This window comes from Mycetocola sp. 2940 (assembly GCF_040548835.1).
GTDB lineage: Bacteria > Actinomycetota > Actinomycetes > Actinomycetales > Microbacteriaceae > Mycetocola_A.
This window is the reverse complement of record NZ_JBEPSK010000016.1, coordinates 56,271-73,497: the sequence shown is the minus strand read 5'-3', so window position 1 is coordinate 73,497 and position 17,227 is coordinate 56,271. Positions and strand designations below refer to the sequence as shown.

Sequence of the window (17,227 nt, the reverse complement as noted above, 5' to 3'; positions counted from 1 at the left end):
ACGACATCGCCCAGCATCCGCTCCGAGAACCTCGGACTCATCTCGATCAACACCCTTCAATAATCAGGTGTTGCTCTAACCGTTAGAACCCGCGGGCCGAAAACGTGCGTTTGCGTCACTGGAACCAGCGACGGCGGCAACACTGCCCGCGAGTCAGGTGCCCGGCTTGTCGACGGCCCCACCGAAGCGGCGGTCGCGGTCGATGTACAAGCCGATCGCCTCCCAGAGGTCCTTGCGGGTGAAGTCCGGCCAGAGAGTGTCCAGGAACACCATCTCTGCATACGCGCTCTGCCACAGCAGGAAGTTGCTCGTGCGCTGCTCCCCCGAGCTCCTCACAAAGAGGTCGACGTCGGGCAGGTCGGGCGTGTAGAGCGCACGCTGGATCGATTTCTCGGTGATGCCCGACGGCTTGAGCGAGCCCGCCGCGACCTGCTCTGCCAGTTGCCGGACGGCATCCGTGATCTCGGTACGTCCGCCGTAGTTGACGCACATCGTCAGGGTCAAGGTGTCGTTGCCTTCGGTGAGTTTCTCAGCGAACTGGAGTTCTTTGATGACGGATGCCCACAGTCGCGGTTTGCGCCCGGCCCACCTCACGCGCACCCCCCACTCGTTGAGCTGGTCGCGCCTGCGGTGCAGCACGTCACGGTTGAATCCCATCAGGAACCGGACTTCATCGGGCGAACGTCGCCAGTTCTCGGTCGAGAACGCATACACCGAGAGGTGCTTCACCCCGATCTGGATGGCGCCGGCGACGACGTCGAGCAGTGCCGTCTCCCCTGCGCGGTGCCCCTCCACCCGCGGCAGGCCCTGGCGGTTCGCCCACCGGCCGTTGCCGTCCATGACGATCGCGACATGTTCGGGCACAGCCTTCGCCTGCACGGCTGGCGGATAGACCCCGGTCCAGTCGAGCGGCCGGTATTCGACGGCATCGCGGTGGGTGAAGGGTTTCGGCGTCAACTGTCTGCTCTCTCTCGGGAGACATGGGCGAGGGACTTCAGTCCTCGTTCGAGATGCCACTGGGTGTAGGCGGCGGCGACCCCGCTCGCGCGGGAGCGCGTGTCGTCGTCCGAGGCATCCGCGTGGTCCCAGTCGCCGGTGAGGAGCGCCGACAGCAGGGCGATGGTCTGCACGTCGAGTCGGGGGCTCCCGGGCGGGGCGCACTGGTCGCAGACCACCCCACCGAGCTGCACCACGGTGTGGCTGTGCGGCCCGGGCGCCTGACAGCGGGCGCAGTCGAAGAAACTCGGTGCCCAGCCGGCCATCGAGAGGGCCCGCAACAGGTAGGAGTCGAGGGTCAGGGAGGAGTCGTGGTCACGCCGGGACAGCGAACGGAGCGCCCCGACCAGCAGCAGGTACTGCTGCAGCGATCCCTCGGATTCGGTCAGCTTGTCAGCCGTCTCGACCATCACCGTCGCCGCCGTGTACGCACCGTAGTCAGCGGCGATGAGGGCGCCGTACGAGGCGAGGGTCTCCGCCTGGTTGATCACGTCGAGCGACCGGCCTTCGTACAGTTGAAGGTCGGCCACCATGAACGGCTCCAGCCTCGCACCGAACTTGGACCCGGTGCGACGCACACCCTTCGCGACCGCACGGACCTTGCCGTGAGACCGCGTGAGCAGCGTCACGATCCGGTCGGCTTCGCCCAGCTTGTGGGTGCGCAGCACGACGCCTTCATCACGGTAAACGGGCACAGTCCAGTATCCAGCAGGATGCCGCTCCCCCGGTGACGGCTCGCCTAGACGGCTGCCAGCGTGCGGTCGCCGGCCGTCGACCGGATCGCCCGGTTCACGGCGGAGACAACAGCCTTGAGGGATGCCGTCGAGATGTCTCCGTCGATGCCGACGCCCCAGAGACGGCGGTCGCCGACCTGCAGCTCGACGTACGCGGCCGCCAGAGCGTCCCCACTGGCACCGAGCGTGTGTTCGACGTAGTCGTACAGGGTGACTTCGATGCCGCGCTCGCGGAGCACCCCGAGGAACGCCGCGATCGGGCCGTTACCGGTCGAGGTGGCTTCGGTCACGTCGTCCCCGTCGCGGAGGTCGACGGTCAGTTCGACCGACCCGGTGAGGCTCGACGCCGTGCGGGTCGACTGCAGTTCGAACCGGCCCCACTTGTCGCCTTCACTGGCCGACGGCAGGTACTCGTCCTGGAAGATGCTCCAGATCGCCTCGCTGGTCATCTCCCCGCCCTGCTCGTCGGTCTGAGCCTGGACGACGCCGGAAAACTCGATCTGCAGTTTGCGCGGCAGGTCCAGTGCGTGGTCTGTCTTCAGCAGGTAGGCGACACCGCCCTTGCCGGACTGCGAGTTGACACGGATGACGGCCTCGTAGCTGCGGCCGAGGTCCTTCGGGTCGACGGGCAGGTACGGCACAGCCCAGAGGAGTTCGTTGACGTCGCGGCCCTGGGCGGCGGCATCCGCGGCCATGGCTTCGAAGCCCTTCTTGATGGCATCCTGGTGCGACCCGCTGAACGCGGTGAAGACGAGGTCGCCGGCCCACGGGCTGCGCTCGTGAACGGTCAGCTGGTTGCAGTACTCGGCGGTGCGCTTGATCTCGTCGACGTCGCTGAAATCGATCTGCGGGTCGATTCCCTGGGTGAAGAGGTTGATGCCGAGCGCGACGAGATCGACGTTGCCGGTGCGCTCACCATTGCCGAACAGGCATCCTTCGATCCGGTCGGCGCCGGCCATGTAGCCCAGCTCGGCAGCCGCGATCGCCGTGCCCCGATCGTTGTGCGGGTGGAGGGAGATGATGACGTTCTCACGGTTGTCGAGGTGCCGTGACATCCACTCGATCGAGTCGGCGTAGACGTTCGGCGTCGCCATCTCGACAGTCGCGGGCAGATTGATGATCACCTTGCGGTCGGGAGTCGGCTCGAACACCGCGAGCACCTGGTTGCAGACATCGACAGCGTATTCCAGCTCGGTGCCGGTGTAGCTCTCCGGTGAGTACTCGTAGTACACCGACGTTCCAGGGACGAGCTTCTCCATCTCGCGGCAGACCCGCGCGCCGTGGAGGGCGATGTCGATGATGCCCTGTTTGTCGGAGCGGAACACGACCTCGCGCTGGAGCACGCTCGTCGAGTTGTACAGGTGCACGATGGCCTGCTTCGCACCGACGATGGACTCGTAGGTGCGCTGGATGAGGTGGTCACGCGCCTGGGTGAGCACCTGGATGGTGACGTCGTCCGGGATCGCATTCTCTTCGATGAGGCTGCGGACGAAGTCGAAGTCGGTCTGGCTCGCGCTCGGGAAGCCGACCTCGATCTCCTTGTAACCCATGCGGACGAGCATGTCGAACATGATCCGCTTGCGTTCGGGGCTCATCGGGTCGATCAGCGCCTGGTTGCCGTCACGAAGGTCAACGGCGCACCAGCGCGGCGCCTGGGTGATGCGCTTCGTCGGCCAGGTGCGGTCCGGCAGGTCCACGGTGATCTGCTCGTGGTACGGACGGTACTTGTGGATCGGCATCGCCGATGGCTTCTGGTTGTTCCTCATTGTTCTATTCTCCTCGCGTGTGTGGAAAGCCGACGACAAACACCGCGACGAGAGGGCTTAGGAGGAAGCCTCGTCGCGGCAGCTAAGGAGGAGAGCGCTGAACAACACAGAAACAGGCTAACACCGTTTAGCCTGCCCCTGTGCCGTTTTGGTGCACTCTGTCACCAGAGAGCACGTTTTCGATAAGAAATGCGCGGTCGCTCACTCCACCGCGAGGGCCGCAACGGGCGAGATGCGTGTCGCACGTCTCGACGGAGCAATCGACGCGGCCGTCGACAGGACGGCCGCCGCGAGAACGGCGACGACGAGCACCAGCCAGGGAACCGACGGAAGCGCGAAACCGCCGCCCTGGATCGAGCCCAGAAGGGACTGCGCCCCCGCCCAGCCGTAGACGATCCCGAGCACGAGACCGAATCCGACGGCGGCGACGGTCATCTGGATGCTCTCTGCCAGGATCATGCCCCGGATCTGCGCCCGGGTGAATCCGAGTGCACGCAGCAGGCCGAGCTCGCGGGTGCGCTGCAACACGCTGAGCGAGAGGTTGTTGACCATGCCGACGGCCGCGATGAGCGCGGAAAACCCGAACAGCACGGCGAAGACGGTGATGGTCATCGAGAGCACCTGGTCGGAGTCGCCGTAGTCGGCCGGGTACGCCTCCCTCCCCCGCATGATCGTGTCGACGTAGCCCTGCGCTGCGACGGCGAACATGGTGACGAGGGTGACGCCGATGACGACGCCGATCGTCGCACGGGTGCTGCGGGCTGGATTGCGCACGGCGTTCGCCGCTGCGATCTTCGCCGCGGGGCCGCGCCCCAGCATCCGCCCCACCAGCCGGAGGATGGCCGGCATGAACAGCGGGGCTCCCAGCACGATCCCGCTGAACGACAGGATGCCGCCGAGAAGCGCGACGAGCAGGCCGAACATGCTGACGAGGCCGAGGGCGACACCACCGGCAAGAAGCATCACGCCGAGTCCGATCAGGAGGAACGCGACGACGTTCCGCACCGGACGAGCGGATGCCTCGTCCCGCGACGGTTCGACCGCGGCCGCTCCGGCCTGGATCGGGGTGACGTCGAGTATCCGCCGCGACCCCACCCAGGAGGCGAGCCAAGTGACGAGGATGACAGCGACGACCGGCACGATCAGCCCGATCGAGAACAGCTCGTACGACAGGTCAGGGATGGCTCCGGTGGCGACGCCGAGCCCCACCGATCCCGACGCGATGCCGCTCGCCACGCCGAATCCGAGCACGGAACCGACAAGCCCGACCAGCAGGCCGTCGACCGCAACGGCCCGGCGCAGCGAGGTGGCCGAGGCCCCGACGAGACGGTACAGCGCGATCACCCGGGTGCGTCCGGCGATGACGGTTCCGACGGTGTTCGCTGTGACGACACCGCCGACGTAGACGGCGATCGCGAAGAACACCACGGCGACCAGGCTCAGCGCCAGTTGTACCGACTGCTTCTGGCTGATGTCGTCGCCCGCGACGAGGGTCGTCAGCACCGATGTGCCCTGCAACAGCAGGACGCCGAACGCCGAGGAGAGCAGGGTGACGAGGATGGATGCGGTGTGGTCACGCAGTCGCATCCTCATGATGCGCGATCCATGGCGAGCATGAATCCGGCGATCTGCTCGGGGGTCGACCGGTCGAGCTCGTGCACCACCCGGCCGTCGGCGAGGATCAGGGTCCGGTCGGCGAAGCTTGCGGCGATCGGGTCGTGGGTCACCATCGCGATCGACTGACCGAACCGGGTGCACGCGTCGGCGAGCAGGCCGAGGACCTCACGGCCCGTGCGGGAGTCAAGGTTGCCGGTGGGCTCGTCAGCGAAGACGAGGTCCGGGCGCGTGGCGAGCGCCCGGGCGATCGCGACGCGCTGCTGCTGGCCGCCGCTGAGTTCGTGGGGACGGTGGGTGAGCCTCGCGGTGAGTCCGAGGGCCTCGCACAGGGTGGTGATCCAGCCCTGTTCGTCGTCGGTCGGCGTGCGCCCGTCGAGTTCGAACGGGAGCAGGATGTTGTCGCGGGCGGTCAGCGTCGGCACCAGGTTGAACGACTGGAAGACGAACCCGATGCGGCGCCGGCGGAGCTTCGTGAGCGCCGTGTCGCCGAGGTCCGTGATCTCGGTGTCCCCGAGCCAGGCTTCGCCTGAGGTGGGCTGGTCGAGACCGGCCATGATGTGCATCAGGGTCGACTTGCCCGACCCCGACGGACCCATGATGGCGGTGAACTGCCCGCGGCGGATGCCGATCGACACGTCGGAGAGCGCGACGACGGCGCTCTCCCCGATTCCGAAGCTCTTGCTGACCTGAACGACCCGGGCGGCGAGGCCGATGTCCGTTGGAGTGATTTTCATGTCTCCACGGTAGGAGGGCACCAGATGACGCCGCATCGGCACGCAGGGTGAAGCGGGGTCATCCTGCCGGATGATCCGTGAGTCCGTGCTCGTAAGCGTAGATCACGAGTTGCACGCGGTCGCGGAGGTTGAGTTTGCCGAGGACCCGGGAGATGTGGGTCTTCACTGTCGCTTCGCTGAGGTATTCCTGCGCGGCGATTTCGGAGTTGCTCATGCCCCGGGCGGCGAACGCGAAGATCCCCCGCTCGCGGCTGGTGAGGGACGAGAACGCTGCCGGAACGGATGCGACCGGCGCCCGCGCTCCGAAGTGCGCGAAGAGCGCTTTCGTCGCACCGGGCGCGATGACGGCGTTCCCGGCGTGGACGGTGCGGATGGCCGCGAGGAGGAAGCCCGGTTGGGTGTCCTTCAGCAGGAAACCGCTCGCTCCCTTGCGGAGAGCGGACGCGGCACCCTCATCGAGATCGAAGGTGGTGAGCACGATGATCCGCGGCGCTTGCCGGCCGGCGGCATCCGCGGCATCCAGGATGGCGATCGTCGACGCGATTCCGTCCATGACCGGCATCCGCACATCCATGAGGATGACGTCGGGCCGCACCGATTCCGCGAGGTCGAAGCCGGCGCGTCCGTCGCCCGCCTCACCGACGAACTCGAGGTCCGGTTGGGAGTCGATGAGCATGCGGATGCCGGCGCGGAACAGTTGCTGATCGTCGACGAGCGCGACGCGGATGCGGTCGCCGCTCATCGGAGGCCGTCCAGAAGCACGGCTGACGGCACGGGCACGAACGCGGTGACGAGGAACGAGCCCGCCGCGGTGCGTTCGGCGCTGAGCGACCCGCCGACGAGGGCGGCGCGTTCGCGCATGCCGGGGATCCCATGGCCGAGCGGCTCCCCCGCTGTCGTCTCCTGGGCCGGGTTCTCCACCCTCAGGGTCACGCCGGCATCCCGCCAGGCCACGTCGACGAGCACCGGGGAATCCGGGCGGCCGTGCCGGAGTGCATTCGTGAGCGCTTCCTGGAGAATGCGGTACACCGCGATCTGGTGGCCGACGGGCAGCGACAGCTCGGTGCCGGAGACCGTGTGCTGCAGGCGAAGACCGGCGCCTCTCATCTGTTCGAAGAGCGCGTCGATATCGGTGAGGAGCGGTTGCGGGCCCTCACCCTGCCGGTGCCTCAGCTCGGCGAGGAGCAGCCGCACGTCGCCCAGGGCGCTCCGCGCGGTGTCGGCGATCGTCGCCAGCGTCCCGTCCATGGCCTCGGGGTCGCCCTTCTGGGCGTAGCGGGCGCCGTCGGCCTGGGCGATGACCACGGCCAGCGAGTGGGCCACGACGTCGTGCATGTCCCGCGCGATCCGGTTGCGTTCCTGCTCGACGACGACGGCCTGCTCCGCCAGATGCTGGTCCTGCTGGGCCTGGTACCGTCGAGCGCCTTCCGCTCGGGCGGAGCGTGACGTGCGGACGAGGAGCCCGACGGTCCACGACAGGCCGAGGACGAAGATGGCCGCGATCGAGCCGAGGACCGAGGTGAACACGACCTGCGGCATGCTGCCGATCACGAACGGGTCCGACTGGCCGTAGAGGGTGAGGGTCGTATACGTCGCCGCAATCACACCGCCGGCGATCGCCGACACGAGACCGGCCCACTTCACCCAGTTCTCGCCGTAGCAGGCGGTGGCGTAGAGGACGGCGAGGATGGCCACATTGGCCGGGACCGCCTGCATCCCGCTCGCCAGCTGGACGAGCACGGTGAGCCACGCCACACCGAGGGCCGACCCTGGCCCGAGCCGACGCAGTGCGAGGGCGACCGTCATGCCGACAACGACGAAGATGCCGCTGATCCCGTCACCCATCCGGAGCCCGGTCGGGATCAGGACGAGCGCGAACGCGCAGGCGACGACGAGGTCGACGGTGACCTGGAACGGCGTGAGGCGGCGGAACATCCTTCAACGCTAGTTCGTCAGGCGGCCGCCGCTCCCGGATTCCGGGTTCGGCGGCCGAAGATCATCCTCAGGATGTACGGGCTAGAAACCCAGTCGCCCGAGCAGCTTGGGGTCGCGCTGCCAGTCCTTGGCGACCTTGACCCGCAGGGACAGGAACACCTGCTTGCCGACGAGTTTCTCGATCGGGACCCGGGCCGTCTGGCCGACATCGCGCAGGCGGGAGCCGCCCTTGCCGATGATGATGGCCTTCTGGCTGTCCCGTTCGACGAAGATGTTCGCGTAGATGTCGAGGATGTCCTTGTCCTCGCGTTCGATCATGTCGTCGATGGTGACGGCGATCGAGTGCGGAAGCTCGTCGTGGACGCCCTCGAGCGACGCCTCGCGGATGTACTCGGCGATGCGGTCCTCGAGGATCTCGTCGGTGACGGCATCCGCGGGGTAGAGGGGTTCGGATGTCGGCATGAGCGCGATCAGTTCACGGACGAGGATGTCGAGCTGGATGCTGCTGGTCGCCGACACGGGGATGATCAGGTCCCATTCGCGCAGCTTCTGCACTTCGGCGAGCTGCTCGGCCGTCGTCGGCCGGGGCGCGGCGTCGATCTTGGTGACGATCGCCACTTTCTTCGCCCGCGGGTAGTGGTCGAGCTGCTCGTTGATGAACTTGTCGCCGGGCCCGATCTTCTCGTTCGCCGGGATGCACAGGCCGATGACGTCGACGTCGCTGAGCGTGGATTGCACGAGGTCGTTGAGGCGTTCGCCGAGGAGCGTCCTCGGGCGGTGGATTCCCGGGGTGTCGACGATGATGAGCTGCCCGGTGTCCTCGTGCACGATGCCGCGGATGGCCTTGCGGGTGGTCTGCGGCTTGGAGCTGGTGATCGCGACCTTCTGGCCGACGAGGGCGTTGGTCAGGGTCGACTTGCCGACGTTGGGGCGGCCGACGAAGGAGACGAACCCGGCGCGGTAGCCGGAATCCGGCAGCACGACAGGCTCAGGCTGCTTCGGCTCCCCCGGCGCCTCAACGCCGTCGGCGTCTTCGTTGTTCAGGTCTTCGGTGTTCAGGTCTTCGGTGTTCAGGTCTTCGGTGTTCTGATCGTCATGTGTCATGACTACTCCTCAATCGATTCATATGATCTCTGCACGTCCCGCAAGGCCGCGGTTCGGGTCACGATCACCGTGCTCACGCGCTTGCGTCTGCCTTCGGTTCGTTCAGCGGTGAGCCGCAGCCCATCGGTTTCAGCGACGGAGCCGGCGACCGGCAACCGTCCCAGAACCTTGGTCAGCAGCCCGCCGACGGTGTCGACGTCGTCGTCGTCCATCTCGAGGTCGAACAGTTCGCCGAGTTCGTCCACCGGCAGCCGCGCGCTGACCCGGTATTCGTCGTCGTTGAGCTTCTCGACATCGGGTGTGTCGGTGTCGTACTCGTCGGAGATCTCGCCGACGAGCTCTTCGAGCAGATCCTCCAGGGTGACCAGGCCGGCGATTCCGCCGTACTCGTCGACGACCATAGCCAGATGATTCGACTCGAGCTGCATCTGCTGCAACAGGGAGTCGGCCTTCTTCGACTCCGGGACGAAGAGCGCGGGACGAGCGAGGGCGCGCACACTGACGTTACTCGCCGCCGCGTCGCCCTCATGGGTGAGCCGAACGACATCCTTCAGGTAGAGCACACCGGCGACCTCGTCGACTTCGCCGTCGGTAACGGGGATGCGCGACACACCGGTGCGGAGGAACAGGCTCATCGCCTGCTGGACCGAGACGTTGGCGTCGACGGTGACCATGTCGGTCCGGGGGATCATCACCTCGCGGACGACCGTTTCGTTGAACTCGAAGATGGAGTGGATGAGTTCGCGGTCGTCCTCCTCGAGCACATCGAGCTCGGTGGCCTCGTCGACCATGTTGAGCAGCTGTTCCTCAGAGGAGAACGACGCCTCACGCGCCACACCGGGCGTGACCCGGTTGCCGAACGCGACGAGCGCGTTCGCGAGGGGCCCGAGGAGCAGCCGGACGGCGCGGATCACCGGAGCGACGATCCGTAGAAGCCCTTCCGCGTGGGTTCGGCCGAAGCTGCGGGGGCTGGCACCGACGAGGACGAATGACACGGCCGTCATGATGAGCGCCGAGAACAGCAGGACAAGCCACGGCTCATCGATGGTGAAGGCGATGGCCAGCGTGACGAGCACCGCAGCGGTCGTCTCGGCGAGCACGCGGATGAAATTGATCGCGTTGAGGTGCGCCCCCGGGTCCTCGGCGATGGCGCGGAGGAACGCAGGCCTCCTCGTACTGTCGGCGAGTTCGGCCATCACCGCGCGTGAGGTGACACTGATGGCGGCATCGGCCGCGGCCATCAGACCGCCGAACGCAACCAGCAGCAGGGCGATGCCGATGAACCAGTACGGGACCATCACCGGGTGGAACGCTCCTGCACCGAGAAACCGAGCAGGATGTCGCGCTGGATGCCGAACATCTCGCGCTCCTCCTCGGGTTCAGCGTGGTCGAAACCGAGCAGGTGCAGGATGCCGTGGGTGGTGAGGAGCAGGAGCTCCTGCAACGTCGAGTGGCCGGCCGTTTCGGCCTGGCCCTCGGCGACCTGCGGGCACAGGACGATGTCGCCGAGGAGCCCGGCGGGGGTCGGCGTGTCTTCGGTTCCCGGTCGGAGTTCGTCCATCGGGAAGCTGAGGACGTCGGTGGGTCCCGGTTCGTCCATCCACTGCACGTGAAGTTGTTCCATGGCCGCTTCGTCGACGAGGACGATGTTGAGGTCGGCCTCCTGGCTCACGTGCATCGCGCCGAGGGCGAAGTCGGCGAGGCGGAGCAGGGCCGCTTCGTCGACGGGGATGGCGGACTCGTTGTTGATTTCGATGCTCATGAGCTTTTGCCCCTTCTGGGCATTCGATCGCGGGGGGAGGCACCCCTGCGCTCGGCACGGTTGGCGAACTCCTGGGCCTGGCCCCGTTCGAAGCGCTCCGCCTGCTTGACCTGGTCGTACTCGCTGTACGCGTCGACGATCCGGGCGACGAGATTGTGCCGGACGACGTCGTCACTGGTCAGCCGCGAGAAGTGGATGTCGTCGACGCCGGCGAGCACGCGGGTGACGAGGCGCAGTCCCGACGACGCGGCCGGCAGGTCGACCTGCGTGATGTCGCCGGTCACGACGATCTTCGAGCCGAATCCCAGCCGGGTGAGGAACATCTTCATCTGCTCCGGCGTCGTGTTCTGCGCCTCGTCGAGCACGATGAAGGAGTTGTTGAGGGTGCGACCGCGCATGTAGGCGAGGGGTGCGACCTCGACCGTGCCTGCGGCAAGGAGCTTGGGGACCAGTTCGGGGTCCATCATCTCGTTGAGCGCGTCGAACAGCGGGCGGAGATACGGGTCGATCTTGTCGGTGAGGGTCCCGGGGAGGAACCCGAGGCGTTCACCGGCCTCCACCGCCGGGCGGGTGAGGATGATCCGTTCGACCTCTTTGCGCTGTAACGCCTGCACCGCCTTCGCCATTGCCAGGTAGGTCTTGCCCGTTCCGGCGGGTCCGATCCCGAACACGATCGTGTTCTCGTCGATCGCATCGACATACTGCTTCTGCCCGAGGGTCTTCGGGCGGATGCTACGACCTCGCGACGTGAGGATGGCCTGCCCAAGCAGGTCGGACGGGCTTCCGGAGCCGTCCTCGAGAATCCGTGCCGATGACACCACTTCGACCGGCTCGAGGTCCTGGCCCTGTCTCACCATGGCGATGAGCTCGGCGATGAGGTTGTGGGCGGCCCGCACCTGGTCCGCGTCGCCGGTGAGGGTGATTTCGTTGCCGCGGACGTGGAGCGAGACCGCCGGGTACTGGGTCTCGATCGTGGTCAGCAGCCGGTCCTGGGCGCCGAGGAGGCGGACCATGGCGACTCCGTCGACGTGGAGTTTCGCTTCGGCGGTCACTGGGCTGGCAACCGGTTCGTTGATGGGTGCTGGGTCACTGGAAATCGGCACGTGGGTCCTCTCCGAGGTTCCCGATGAGAATGTGGGCATGAACGTGGAAGATGGTCTGACCGGCTTTCTCGCCGGTGTTGAAGACGAGCCGGAACTCACCGCCGTGTTCGTCGGCGATCGTCTGCGCGAAAGAGACGAGCTCGGCCAGGAGGGCCGGGTTCCCGGCCGCCAGCTCCGCGACGTTGGCGTATTCGGGCGTTTTCGGCACGACGAGGATGTGGACGGGGGCCTTCGGCGCGATGTCGTTAAAGGCGATCAGCCGCTCATTCTCGGCCACGATGCTCGCCGGGATCTCGCGCTCGATGATGCGGGTGAAGATGCTGGGTTCGGTCGTCGACATGGTCCTATCCTACGAAGCTCTGGCGTCGGGCGGGCTGTCGGTCCACGTCACCAGCGACCGAGGGAGACATTGAGCACGGCGAGGGCGGCTGGTCCGGCAGATGAGGTTCGCAATACCGTGTCGCCGAGACGGGCACGGACCGCACCGGCCGCGGTGAGGGTGTCCAGTTCAGCGTCGCTGATGCCGCCCTCGGGCCCCACAACCAGCAGCACGTCGCGGGTTTCTCCGGCGACGTCGAGATCACTGAGCCGTTCCTTCGCCGTCGGGTCGAGGAGGACGACGCAGGCGGTGGCGGCGAGCTTCTCGAGCACAGCGGTCGAGGCGATGGGGTGGACGGGCGGGACGAACGAGCGGATGGATTGTTTTGACGCCTCACGGACGATCGTCTCCCAGCGGGAGCGTCCTTTCTCCTTCTTCAAGCCCTCCCAGCGGGAGACACTCCGGGCTGCAGCCCACGGAACGATGGCGGAGACCCCGAGTTCCGTCGCTGTCTGGACGGCCATTTCGTCGCGGTCGCCCTTGGCCAGCGCCTGCACCAGCACCAGACGGGGGGTCGCTTCGTCCTCGACGGTCACCGCCGACACCCGCACGCTCACGCGTCCGGGTTCGAGTGTGTCGATGACACCGGTCACGACGAGACCCCGGCCGTTCCCGATCCGGATCTCGTCGCCGGCGCGGGACCGGTTGACCGTGACGGCGTGCTTGGCCTCAGCACCCTCCAGCTCGACCAGGGCGCCCTCGGTCGCCGTCTCGAGGTCTTCACGGAGGTACAGACTGCTCATCTCACTGGCCCATCTCAGCTGAGGAAACGGTCGCGCAGTTTGGAGAAGAGTCCCTGCTGGAACGAGCCGAGCTGGGTCGACTTCTGGTCTCTCCCTGCGGCGAAGGCTTTGATCAGTTCTTTCTCGCGGTGGTCGAGTCGGGTCGGGGTGACAACCTGGACACCGATGCGCAGGTCACCGCGGCCGTTTCCGCGGAGCTTCGTCACACCGCGACCCCTGATCGTGAGGACCTCGTTGCTTTGGACTCCCGGCTTCAGTTCGACGTCGACGTCTCCGTCGAGGGCGTGGATGGTCGTCGTGACGCCGAGGATGGCATCCGTCATCGGCACGTCGAGCGTGCAGAGCAGGTCGTCGCCGTTGCGGCTGAACCGATCGTCGCTGCGCACCTTGATCTCGAGATAGAGGTCGCCGTGGGGTCCGCCGGCGGGGCCGATCTCACCGCTGCCCGGCATCTGCAGGCGCAGTCCGGTGTCGACACCGGCCGGGATATCGACCGGGACGGTGCGACGGTCGCGGACGCGGCCCTGGCCCTGGCAGCTCACGCACGGGTGCGGGATGACCGTGCCGTAGCCCCGGCAGGTGCCGCAGGGCGTCGAGGTCATGACGTTGCCGAGGAGGGAGCGGACGGCACGCTGGATCGACCCGGAGCCACGGCAGATGTCGCAGGTGACCGGTGAGGTTCCCGGCTGGCAGCACGAACCCTGGCAGGTGTCGCAGAGAACTGCCGTGTCGACCTCGAGGTCTCGGTGCGTGCCGAAGATGACTTCGGCGAGGTCCACCTCGACGCGCAGGAGTGCGTCCTGGCCGCGCTCGCGTCGTGATTTGGGTCCTCGCTGCTGCTGGCCGCCGAAGAAGGTGTCGAAGATGTCGCCGAATCCTCCGAAGCCGGCACCACCCATGCCGCCCATCCCGCCTGAGCCTCCCATGTCGTACTGCTGGCGTTGTTTCGCGTCGCTGAGCACGTCGTACGCGTGCGTCACCATCTTGAATCGTTCGGACGCCTCGGCCCCCGGATTGACATCGGGGTGAAGTTCACGGGCGAGGCGCCGGTAGGCCTTCTTGATCTCATCGGTGGTCGCCTCGCGAGAGACTCCGAGGACTTCGTAATGGTCAGCCACTGAAGGCCTTTCGTCGTGGTGGTCGTCGCTGTGCTCGGGACGCGACCGGGAAGGTATGCGCTACGCGAGCCCAGCGCGCGGGTCAGTCGTCGCCGAGTTGGCGCGACAGGTATCGGGCGACAGCTCGAACGGCTGCGAGGTTGTTGGAATAATCCATTCTCGTCGGTCCGAGGACCCCGAGCCTGGCAAGTTCGCCAGCAGAGGAACGATAGTTGCTGGCGATGACCGATGTCTCCCCGAGTCCGAACGACTCGTTCTCCCGCCCGATCGACGCCGAAACCCCGCCGCGTTCGACAACCATCTCGCTGAACAGTCGTAAAAGAACGACCTGCTGTTCGAGGGCCTCGAGCACCGGGTAGATGCTGCCGGTGAAGTCGTCCTCGGTCCGGGCGAGGTTCGCGGCACCGGCCATGACCAGCTTGTCGTGGCGGTACTCGGCGAATTGATCGGCAAGCGCCTGGGTCACCCGGTCGACCAGGACTTCTTCATCCGGGTCCGTCTCGGCACGGATCGCCGCGAGGATCGCCGCGGAGGCATCGACATTCGAGCCGATGAGCTGGGTGTTCAGCCGGCTCTTGAGCCGCTCGAGGAGGTGCGCGTCGACCGGATGTTCGATCTCGACGACACGCTGCTCGACCCGACCCGTGTCGGTGATCAGGACGGTGAGGAGGCGGTGATCGGTGAGGCCGACGAGTTCGACGTGGCGGACCTGAGCCCGGGCGAACGACGGGTACTGGACGATCGCGACCTGGTTCGTGATCTGGGAGAGCAACCGCACCGTGCGCATGAGAACATCGTCGAGGTCGACCGACTGGCCGAGGAAGGTCTCGATGGCCACCCGCTGGGCCGCGGACAATGGCCGGCGATCGGCGAGCTGGTCGACGAACATCCGGTACCCCTTGTCGGTGGGGATCCGGCCGGACGAGGTGTGTGGCGCCGAGATCAGCTCCTCCTCCTCCAACTGCGCCATGTCGTTGCGGATAGTGGCCGCGGAGACACCGAACGAGTGCCGCTCGACGATCGCCTTGGAACCGACGGGTTCACGACTGGCGACGTAGTCCTGCACGATGACACGGAGTACTTCGAGGCTGCGTTCGGAAACCATTGCTGCACCCCTTCCGCTGGAATCGCGCTTGACGCATTGGCACTCAAAGAGCTTGAGTGCCAATTCTAGCGCGCGCCGCGCGCACGGGGTAATTGCCGAACGTCCTGAACAGCGTTACTTTTAGCAGAAGCTCGACCCCGCGCGCCCGTCTGAGCTCAGGCAAGGCGGGCGGCACTCCAGCACAAGCGCCATCGATCGAAAGGCCTGGCCATGACCGACCCCAACGCGCAACCCCCGGTTGACCCCTCCCAGAACCCGCCACAATCGCCCCAGGCGCCGCAGGGGCCCACCTCTCCCCCGCCTCCCTATGGCGGTCAGCAGCCTCAGCCCGGCCAGCCGTACCCTGGTCAGCAGCCCCCGGCCGGCCAGCCTGGTTACGGCCAGCAGCCCCCGGCGCAGCCGTACGGGCAGCAGCCCTACGGCCAGCAGCAGTACGGTCAGGTCCCGCCGCAGCAGTACCCCTACCAGGGACAGCAGACCGGCGCCGCGCCGCTCACCCAGGCCGAAGACAAGCAGTGGGCCTCGTTCGCTCACTTCGGTGGCGCACTCGGCGCGTTCCTCGGTGCGGGAACCGCAGGCTGGATCGCCCCGCTCATCATCTACCTGGTGTACAAGGACCGCGGCCCGTTCACCCGCCAGGAGTCGAAAGAGGCGCTGAACTTCCAGCTGACCATCACGATCTACGTGGTCGGCCTGTACATCCTCGGAACGATTCTCGCCCTCGTGCTCATCGGGTTCCTGCTCTACCCGCTGGCGTGGATCGTCGGTATCCTCGGCGTCATCTTCGGCATCATCGGAGGCGTCAAGGTCAACAACGGTGAGGCCTACCGTTACTTCCACGCCATCCGCATGGTGAAGTAGAAGGAACCAGTCGTCCGCCGGCCGACCTACACCGTCAGCCGGCGGACCACCGCATCAGCCAGAAGCCGCCCGCGCAGGGTCAGTTCCACTCGCCCGCGCAGGGCGGTTTCTGCGTGAACGAGGCCGTCGGCGATCAGGCCGGCGACCGCGACACGTGCCTCAGCGGGCAGCGTCGGGATCGGGATGCCGTCCCGCGTGCGCGTGAGCAGAAGGATCCGCTCGAGTTCGCGCGTTTCGGCCGACAGCGTCTCCCTGCCGGCCCCCGGCGAGAGACCTTCGCTCATCCGGGAGGCATAGGCGGCCGGATGTTTGACGTTCCACCAGCGGACGCCGCCGATGTGGCTGTGTGCGCCCGGGCCGATGCCCCACCAGTCCTGGCTGCGCCAATACGCGAGATTGTGCCGTGATCGGGACTCCGGACTCGTCGACCAGTTGCTGACTTCGTACCAGGAGAACCCGGCCGCCTGGAGTTTCGCGTCGACGAGCTCGTACATGTCCGCCTGGAGATCCTCGTCGGGCTGGGCCACGACACCGGACTTGATCTGCCGGGCGAGTTTCGTTCCGGCTTCGACGATCAGTGAGTAGGCCGACAGGTGGTCGGGGTTCGTTGCCAGGGCGGCGTCGACGGAACGGGTCCAGTCGGCGAGGCTCTCCCCGGGCGTGCCGTAGATGAGGTCGACGCTCACCTGCAGGCCGGCCCGCCGTGCCCAGTCGACGACGAGCGGCACCCGATCAGGGTCGTGCGTGCGCTCGAGCGTCGCCAGCACGTGCGGCACCGCGGACTGCATGCCGAACGAGACGCGCGTGAACCCGGCATCCGCGAGGGTCGCGAGGTAATCGGCGTCGACCGAGTCGGGGTTGGCTTCAGTGGTGATTTCGGCATCGGGCGTGAGCCCGATCGACCCGCGAACGGCGTCGAGCATCCGGACGAGGTCCCGCGCCGGGAGCAGGGTCGGGGTGCCGCCGCCGAAGAAGACCGTCGACGCGGGGCGCTCAGGCAGCCCGGCGGCGCGGAGGGTGGCACCGGCGAAGGCAACCTCGGTTGCGGCCTCGTCGGCGTAGTCGGATTGTTTCGCGCCCCGCAGTTCCGTCGCGGTGTATGTATTGAAATCGCAGTAGCCGCAGCGGACGCGGCAGAACGGGACGTGGAGGTAGACCGACAGCATCCGCTCGTCGGCCCCGTCCCGGACGGATGCCGGAAGGACGCCGTCGAGCGGTGCCGGGTCGGCGATCGGCTGGGGACCGGCCATCAGCGCTGCCGGCGTGAGAG

17 protein-coding genes are annotated in these 17,227 nt (G+C 66.9%); 1 reads left to right on the top strand and 16 read right to left on the bottom strand.

Translation table 11 applies throughout. From position 1 onward, the window contains the following. Window positions 1-153 precede the first annotated feature (153 nt). The 15 genes from ABIE24_RS15755 to hrcA all read right to left on the bottom strand — a co-directional run bounded on the left by ABIE24_RS15755 (window position 154) and on the right by hrcA (window position 15,096). On the bottom strand, window positions 154-957 hold the full coding sequence (locus ABIE24_RS15755) for an isoprenyl transferase (protein WP_354501346.1): 804 nt from the start codon (window positions 955-957) through the stop codon (window positions 154-156). Further along, complete coding sequence (recO, locus tag ABIE24_RS15750; RefSeq protein ID WP_354501344.1) at window positions 954-1,691, bottom strand: DNA repair protein RecO; 738 nt, start codon at window positions 1,689-1,691, stop codon at window positions 954-956. The genes ABIE24_RS15755 and recO overlap by 4 nt, the downstream gene beginning before the upstream one ends. 44 nt (window positions 1,692-1,735) lie before the next feature. After that, window positions 1,736-3,496, bottom strand: a complete 1,761-nt coding sequence (gene leuA, locus ABIE24_RS15745) for a 2-isopropylmalate synthase (RefSeq protein WP_354501342.1) — start codon at window positions 3,494-3,496, stop codon at window positions 1,736-1,738. A gap of 201 nt (window positions 3,497-3,697) precedes the next feature. Continuing rightward, window positions 3,698-5,089: an ABC transporter permease gene (locus tag ABIE24_RS15740; protein WP_354501340.1), complete on the bottom strand. Its 1,392-nt coding sequence runs from the start codon at window positions 5,087-5,089 to the stop codon at window positions 3,698-3,700. Then, on the bottom strand, window positions 5,086-5,847 hold the full coding sequence (locus ABIE24_RS15735; RefSeq protein WP_354501338.1) for an ABC transporter ATP-binding protein: 762 nt from the start codon (window positions 5,845-5,847) through the stop codon (window positions 5,086-5,088). The genes ABIE24_RS15740 and ABIE24_RS15735 overlap by 4 nt, the downstream gene beginning before the upstream one ends. A 58-nt stretch (window positions 5,848-5,905) precedes the next feature. Beyond that, entirely contained in the window at window positions 5,906-6,589 is a 684-nt protein-coding gene (locus tag ABIE24_RS15730; RefSeq protein WP_354501337.1) for a response regulator, read from the bottom strand. Further along, window positions 6,586-7,782 carry a sensor histidine kinase gene (locus tag ABIE24_RS15725; protein ID WP_354501335.1) on the bottom strand — a complete coding sequence of 399 codons (1,197 nt, stop codon included), beginning with the start codon at window positions 7,780-7,782 and terminating at the stop codon, window positions 6,586-6,588. The genes ABIE24_RS15730 and ABIE24_RS15725 overlap by 4 nt, the downstream gene beginning before the upstream one ends. A gap of 81 nt (window positions 7,783-7,863) precedes the next feature. Then, window positions 7,864-8,886: a GTPase Era gene (era, locus tag ABIE24_RS15720; protein ID WP_354501333.1), complete on the bottom strand. Its 1,023-nt coding sequence runs from the start codon at window positions 8,884-8,886 to the stop codon at window positions 7,864-7,866. Between the two features lie 2 nt (window positions 8,887-8,888). Beyond that, window positions 8,889-10,184, bottom strand: coding sequence for a hemolysin family protein (locus ABIE24_RS15715; protein WP_354501351.1), 1,296 nt, complete (start codon window positions 10,182-10,184; stop codon window positions 8,889-8,891). Beyond that, window positions 10,184-10,648 (bottom strand): rRNA maturation RNase YbeY, encoded by a 465-nt coding sequence (gene ybeY / locus ABIE24_RS15710; RefSeq protein ID WP_354501331.1) that lies wholly within the window; start codon window positions 10,646-10,648, stop codon window positions 10,184-10,186. The genes ABIE24_RS15715 and ybeY overlap by 1 nt, the downstream gene beginning before the upstream one ends. Then, a complete protein-coding gene (locus tag ABIE24_RS15705; RefSeq protein ID WP_354501349.1) occupies window positions 10,645-11,661 on the bottom strand; it encodes a PhoH family protein in 1,017 nt (338 codons plus the stop codon). Before ABIE24_RS15705 ends, ybeY begins: the two co-directional genes overlap by 4 nt. Before the next feature lie 73 nt (window positions 11,662-11,734). Further along, a complete protein-coding gene (locus ABIE24_RS15700; RefSeq protein ID WP_354501329.1) occupies window positions 11,735-12,091 on the bottom strand; it encodes an HIT domain-containing protein in 357 nt (118 codons plus the stop codon). Window positions 12,092-12,138: 47 nt separating this feature from the next. Then, window positions 12,139-12,873 carry a 16S rRNA (uracil(1498)-N(3))-methyltransferase gene (locus tag ABIE24_RS15695; RefSeq protein WP_354501328.1) on the bottom strand — a complete coding sequence of 245 codons (735 nt, stop codon included), beginning with the start codon at window positions 12,871-12,873 and terminating at the stop codon, window positions 12,139-12,141. 14 nt (window positions 12,874-12,887) lie between these two features. Further along, entirely contained in the window at window positions 12,888-13,991 is a 1,104-nt protein-coding gene (gene dnaJ / locus ABIE24_RS15690; RefSeq protein ID WP_354501327.1) for a molecular chaperone DnaJ, read from the bottom strand. Between the two features lie 82 nt (window positions 13,992-14,073). Continuing rightward, window positions 14,074-15,096: a heat-inducible transcriptional repressor HrcA gene (hrcA, locus tag ABIE24_RS15685; RefSeq protein ID WP_354501325.1), complete on the bottom strand. Its 1,023-nt coding sequence runs from the start codon at window positions 15,094-15,096 to the stop codon at window positions 14,074-14,076. Between the two features lie 210 nt (window positions 15,097-15,306). Between hrcA and ABIE24_RS15680 the strand changes: the two genes are divergently transcribed. Then, the gene (locus tag ABIE24_RS15680) at window positions 15,307-15,957 is read left to right on the top strand and encodes a DUF4870 domain-containing protein (RefSeq protein ID WP_354501323.1); all 651 of its coding nucleotides are present in this window, start codon (window positions 15,307-15,309) and stop codon (window positions 15,955-15,957) included. A 26-nt stretch (window positions 15,958-15,983) separates the two neighbouring features. Here the strand turns inward: ABIE24_RS15680 and hemW are convergent, their stop codons facing one another. Next, entirely contained in the window at window positions 15,984-17,207 is a 1,224-nt protein-coding gene (gene hemW / locus ABIE24_RS15675; RefSeq protein ID WP_354501321.1) for a radical SAM family heme chaperone HemW, read from the bottom strand. Window positions 17,208-17,227: the final 20 nt, after the last annotated feature.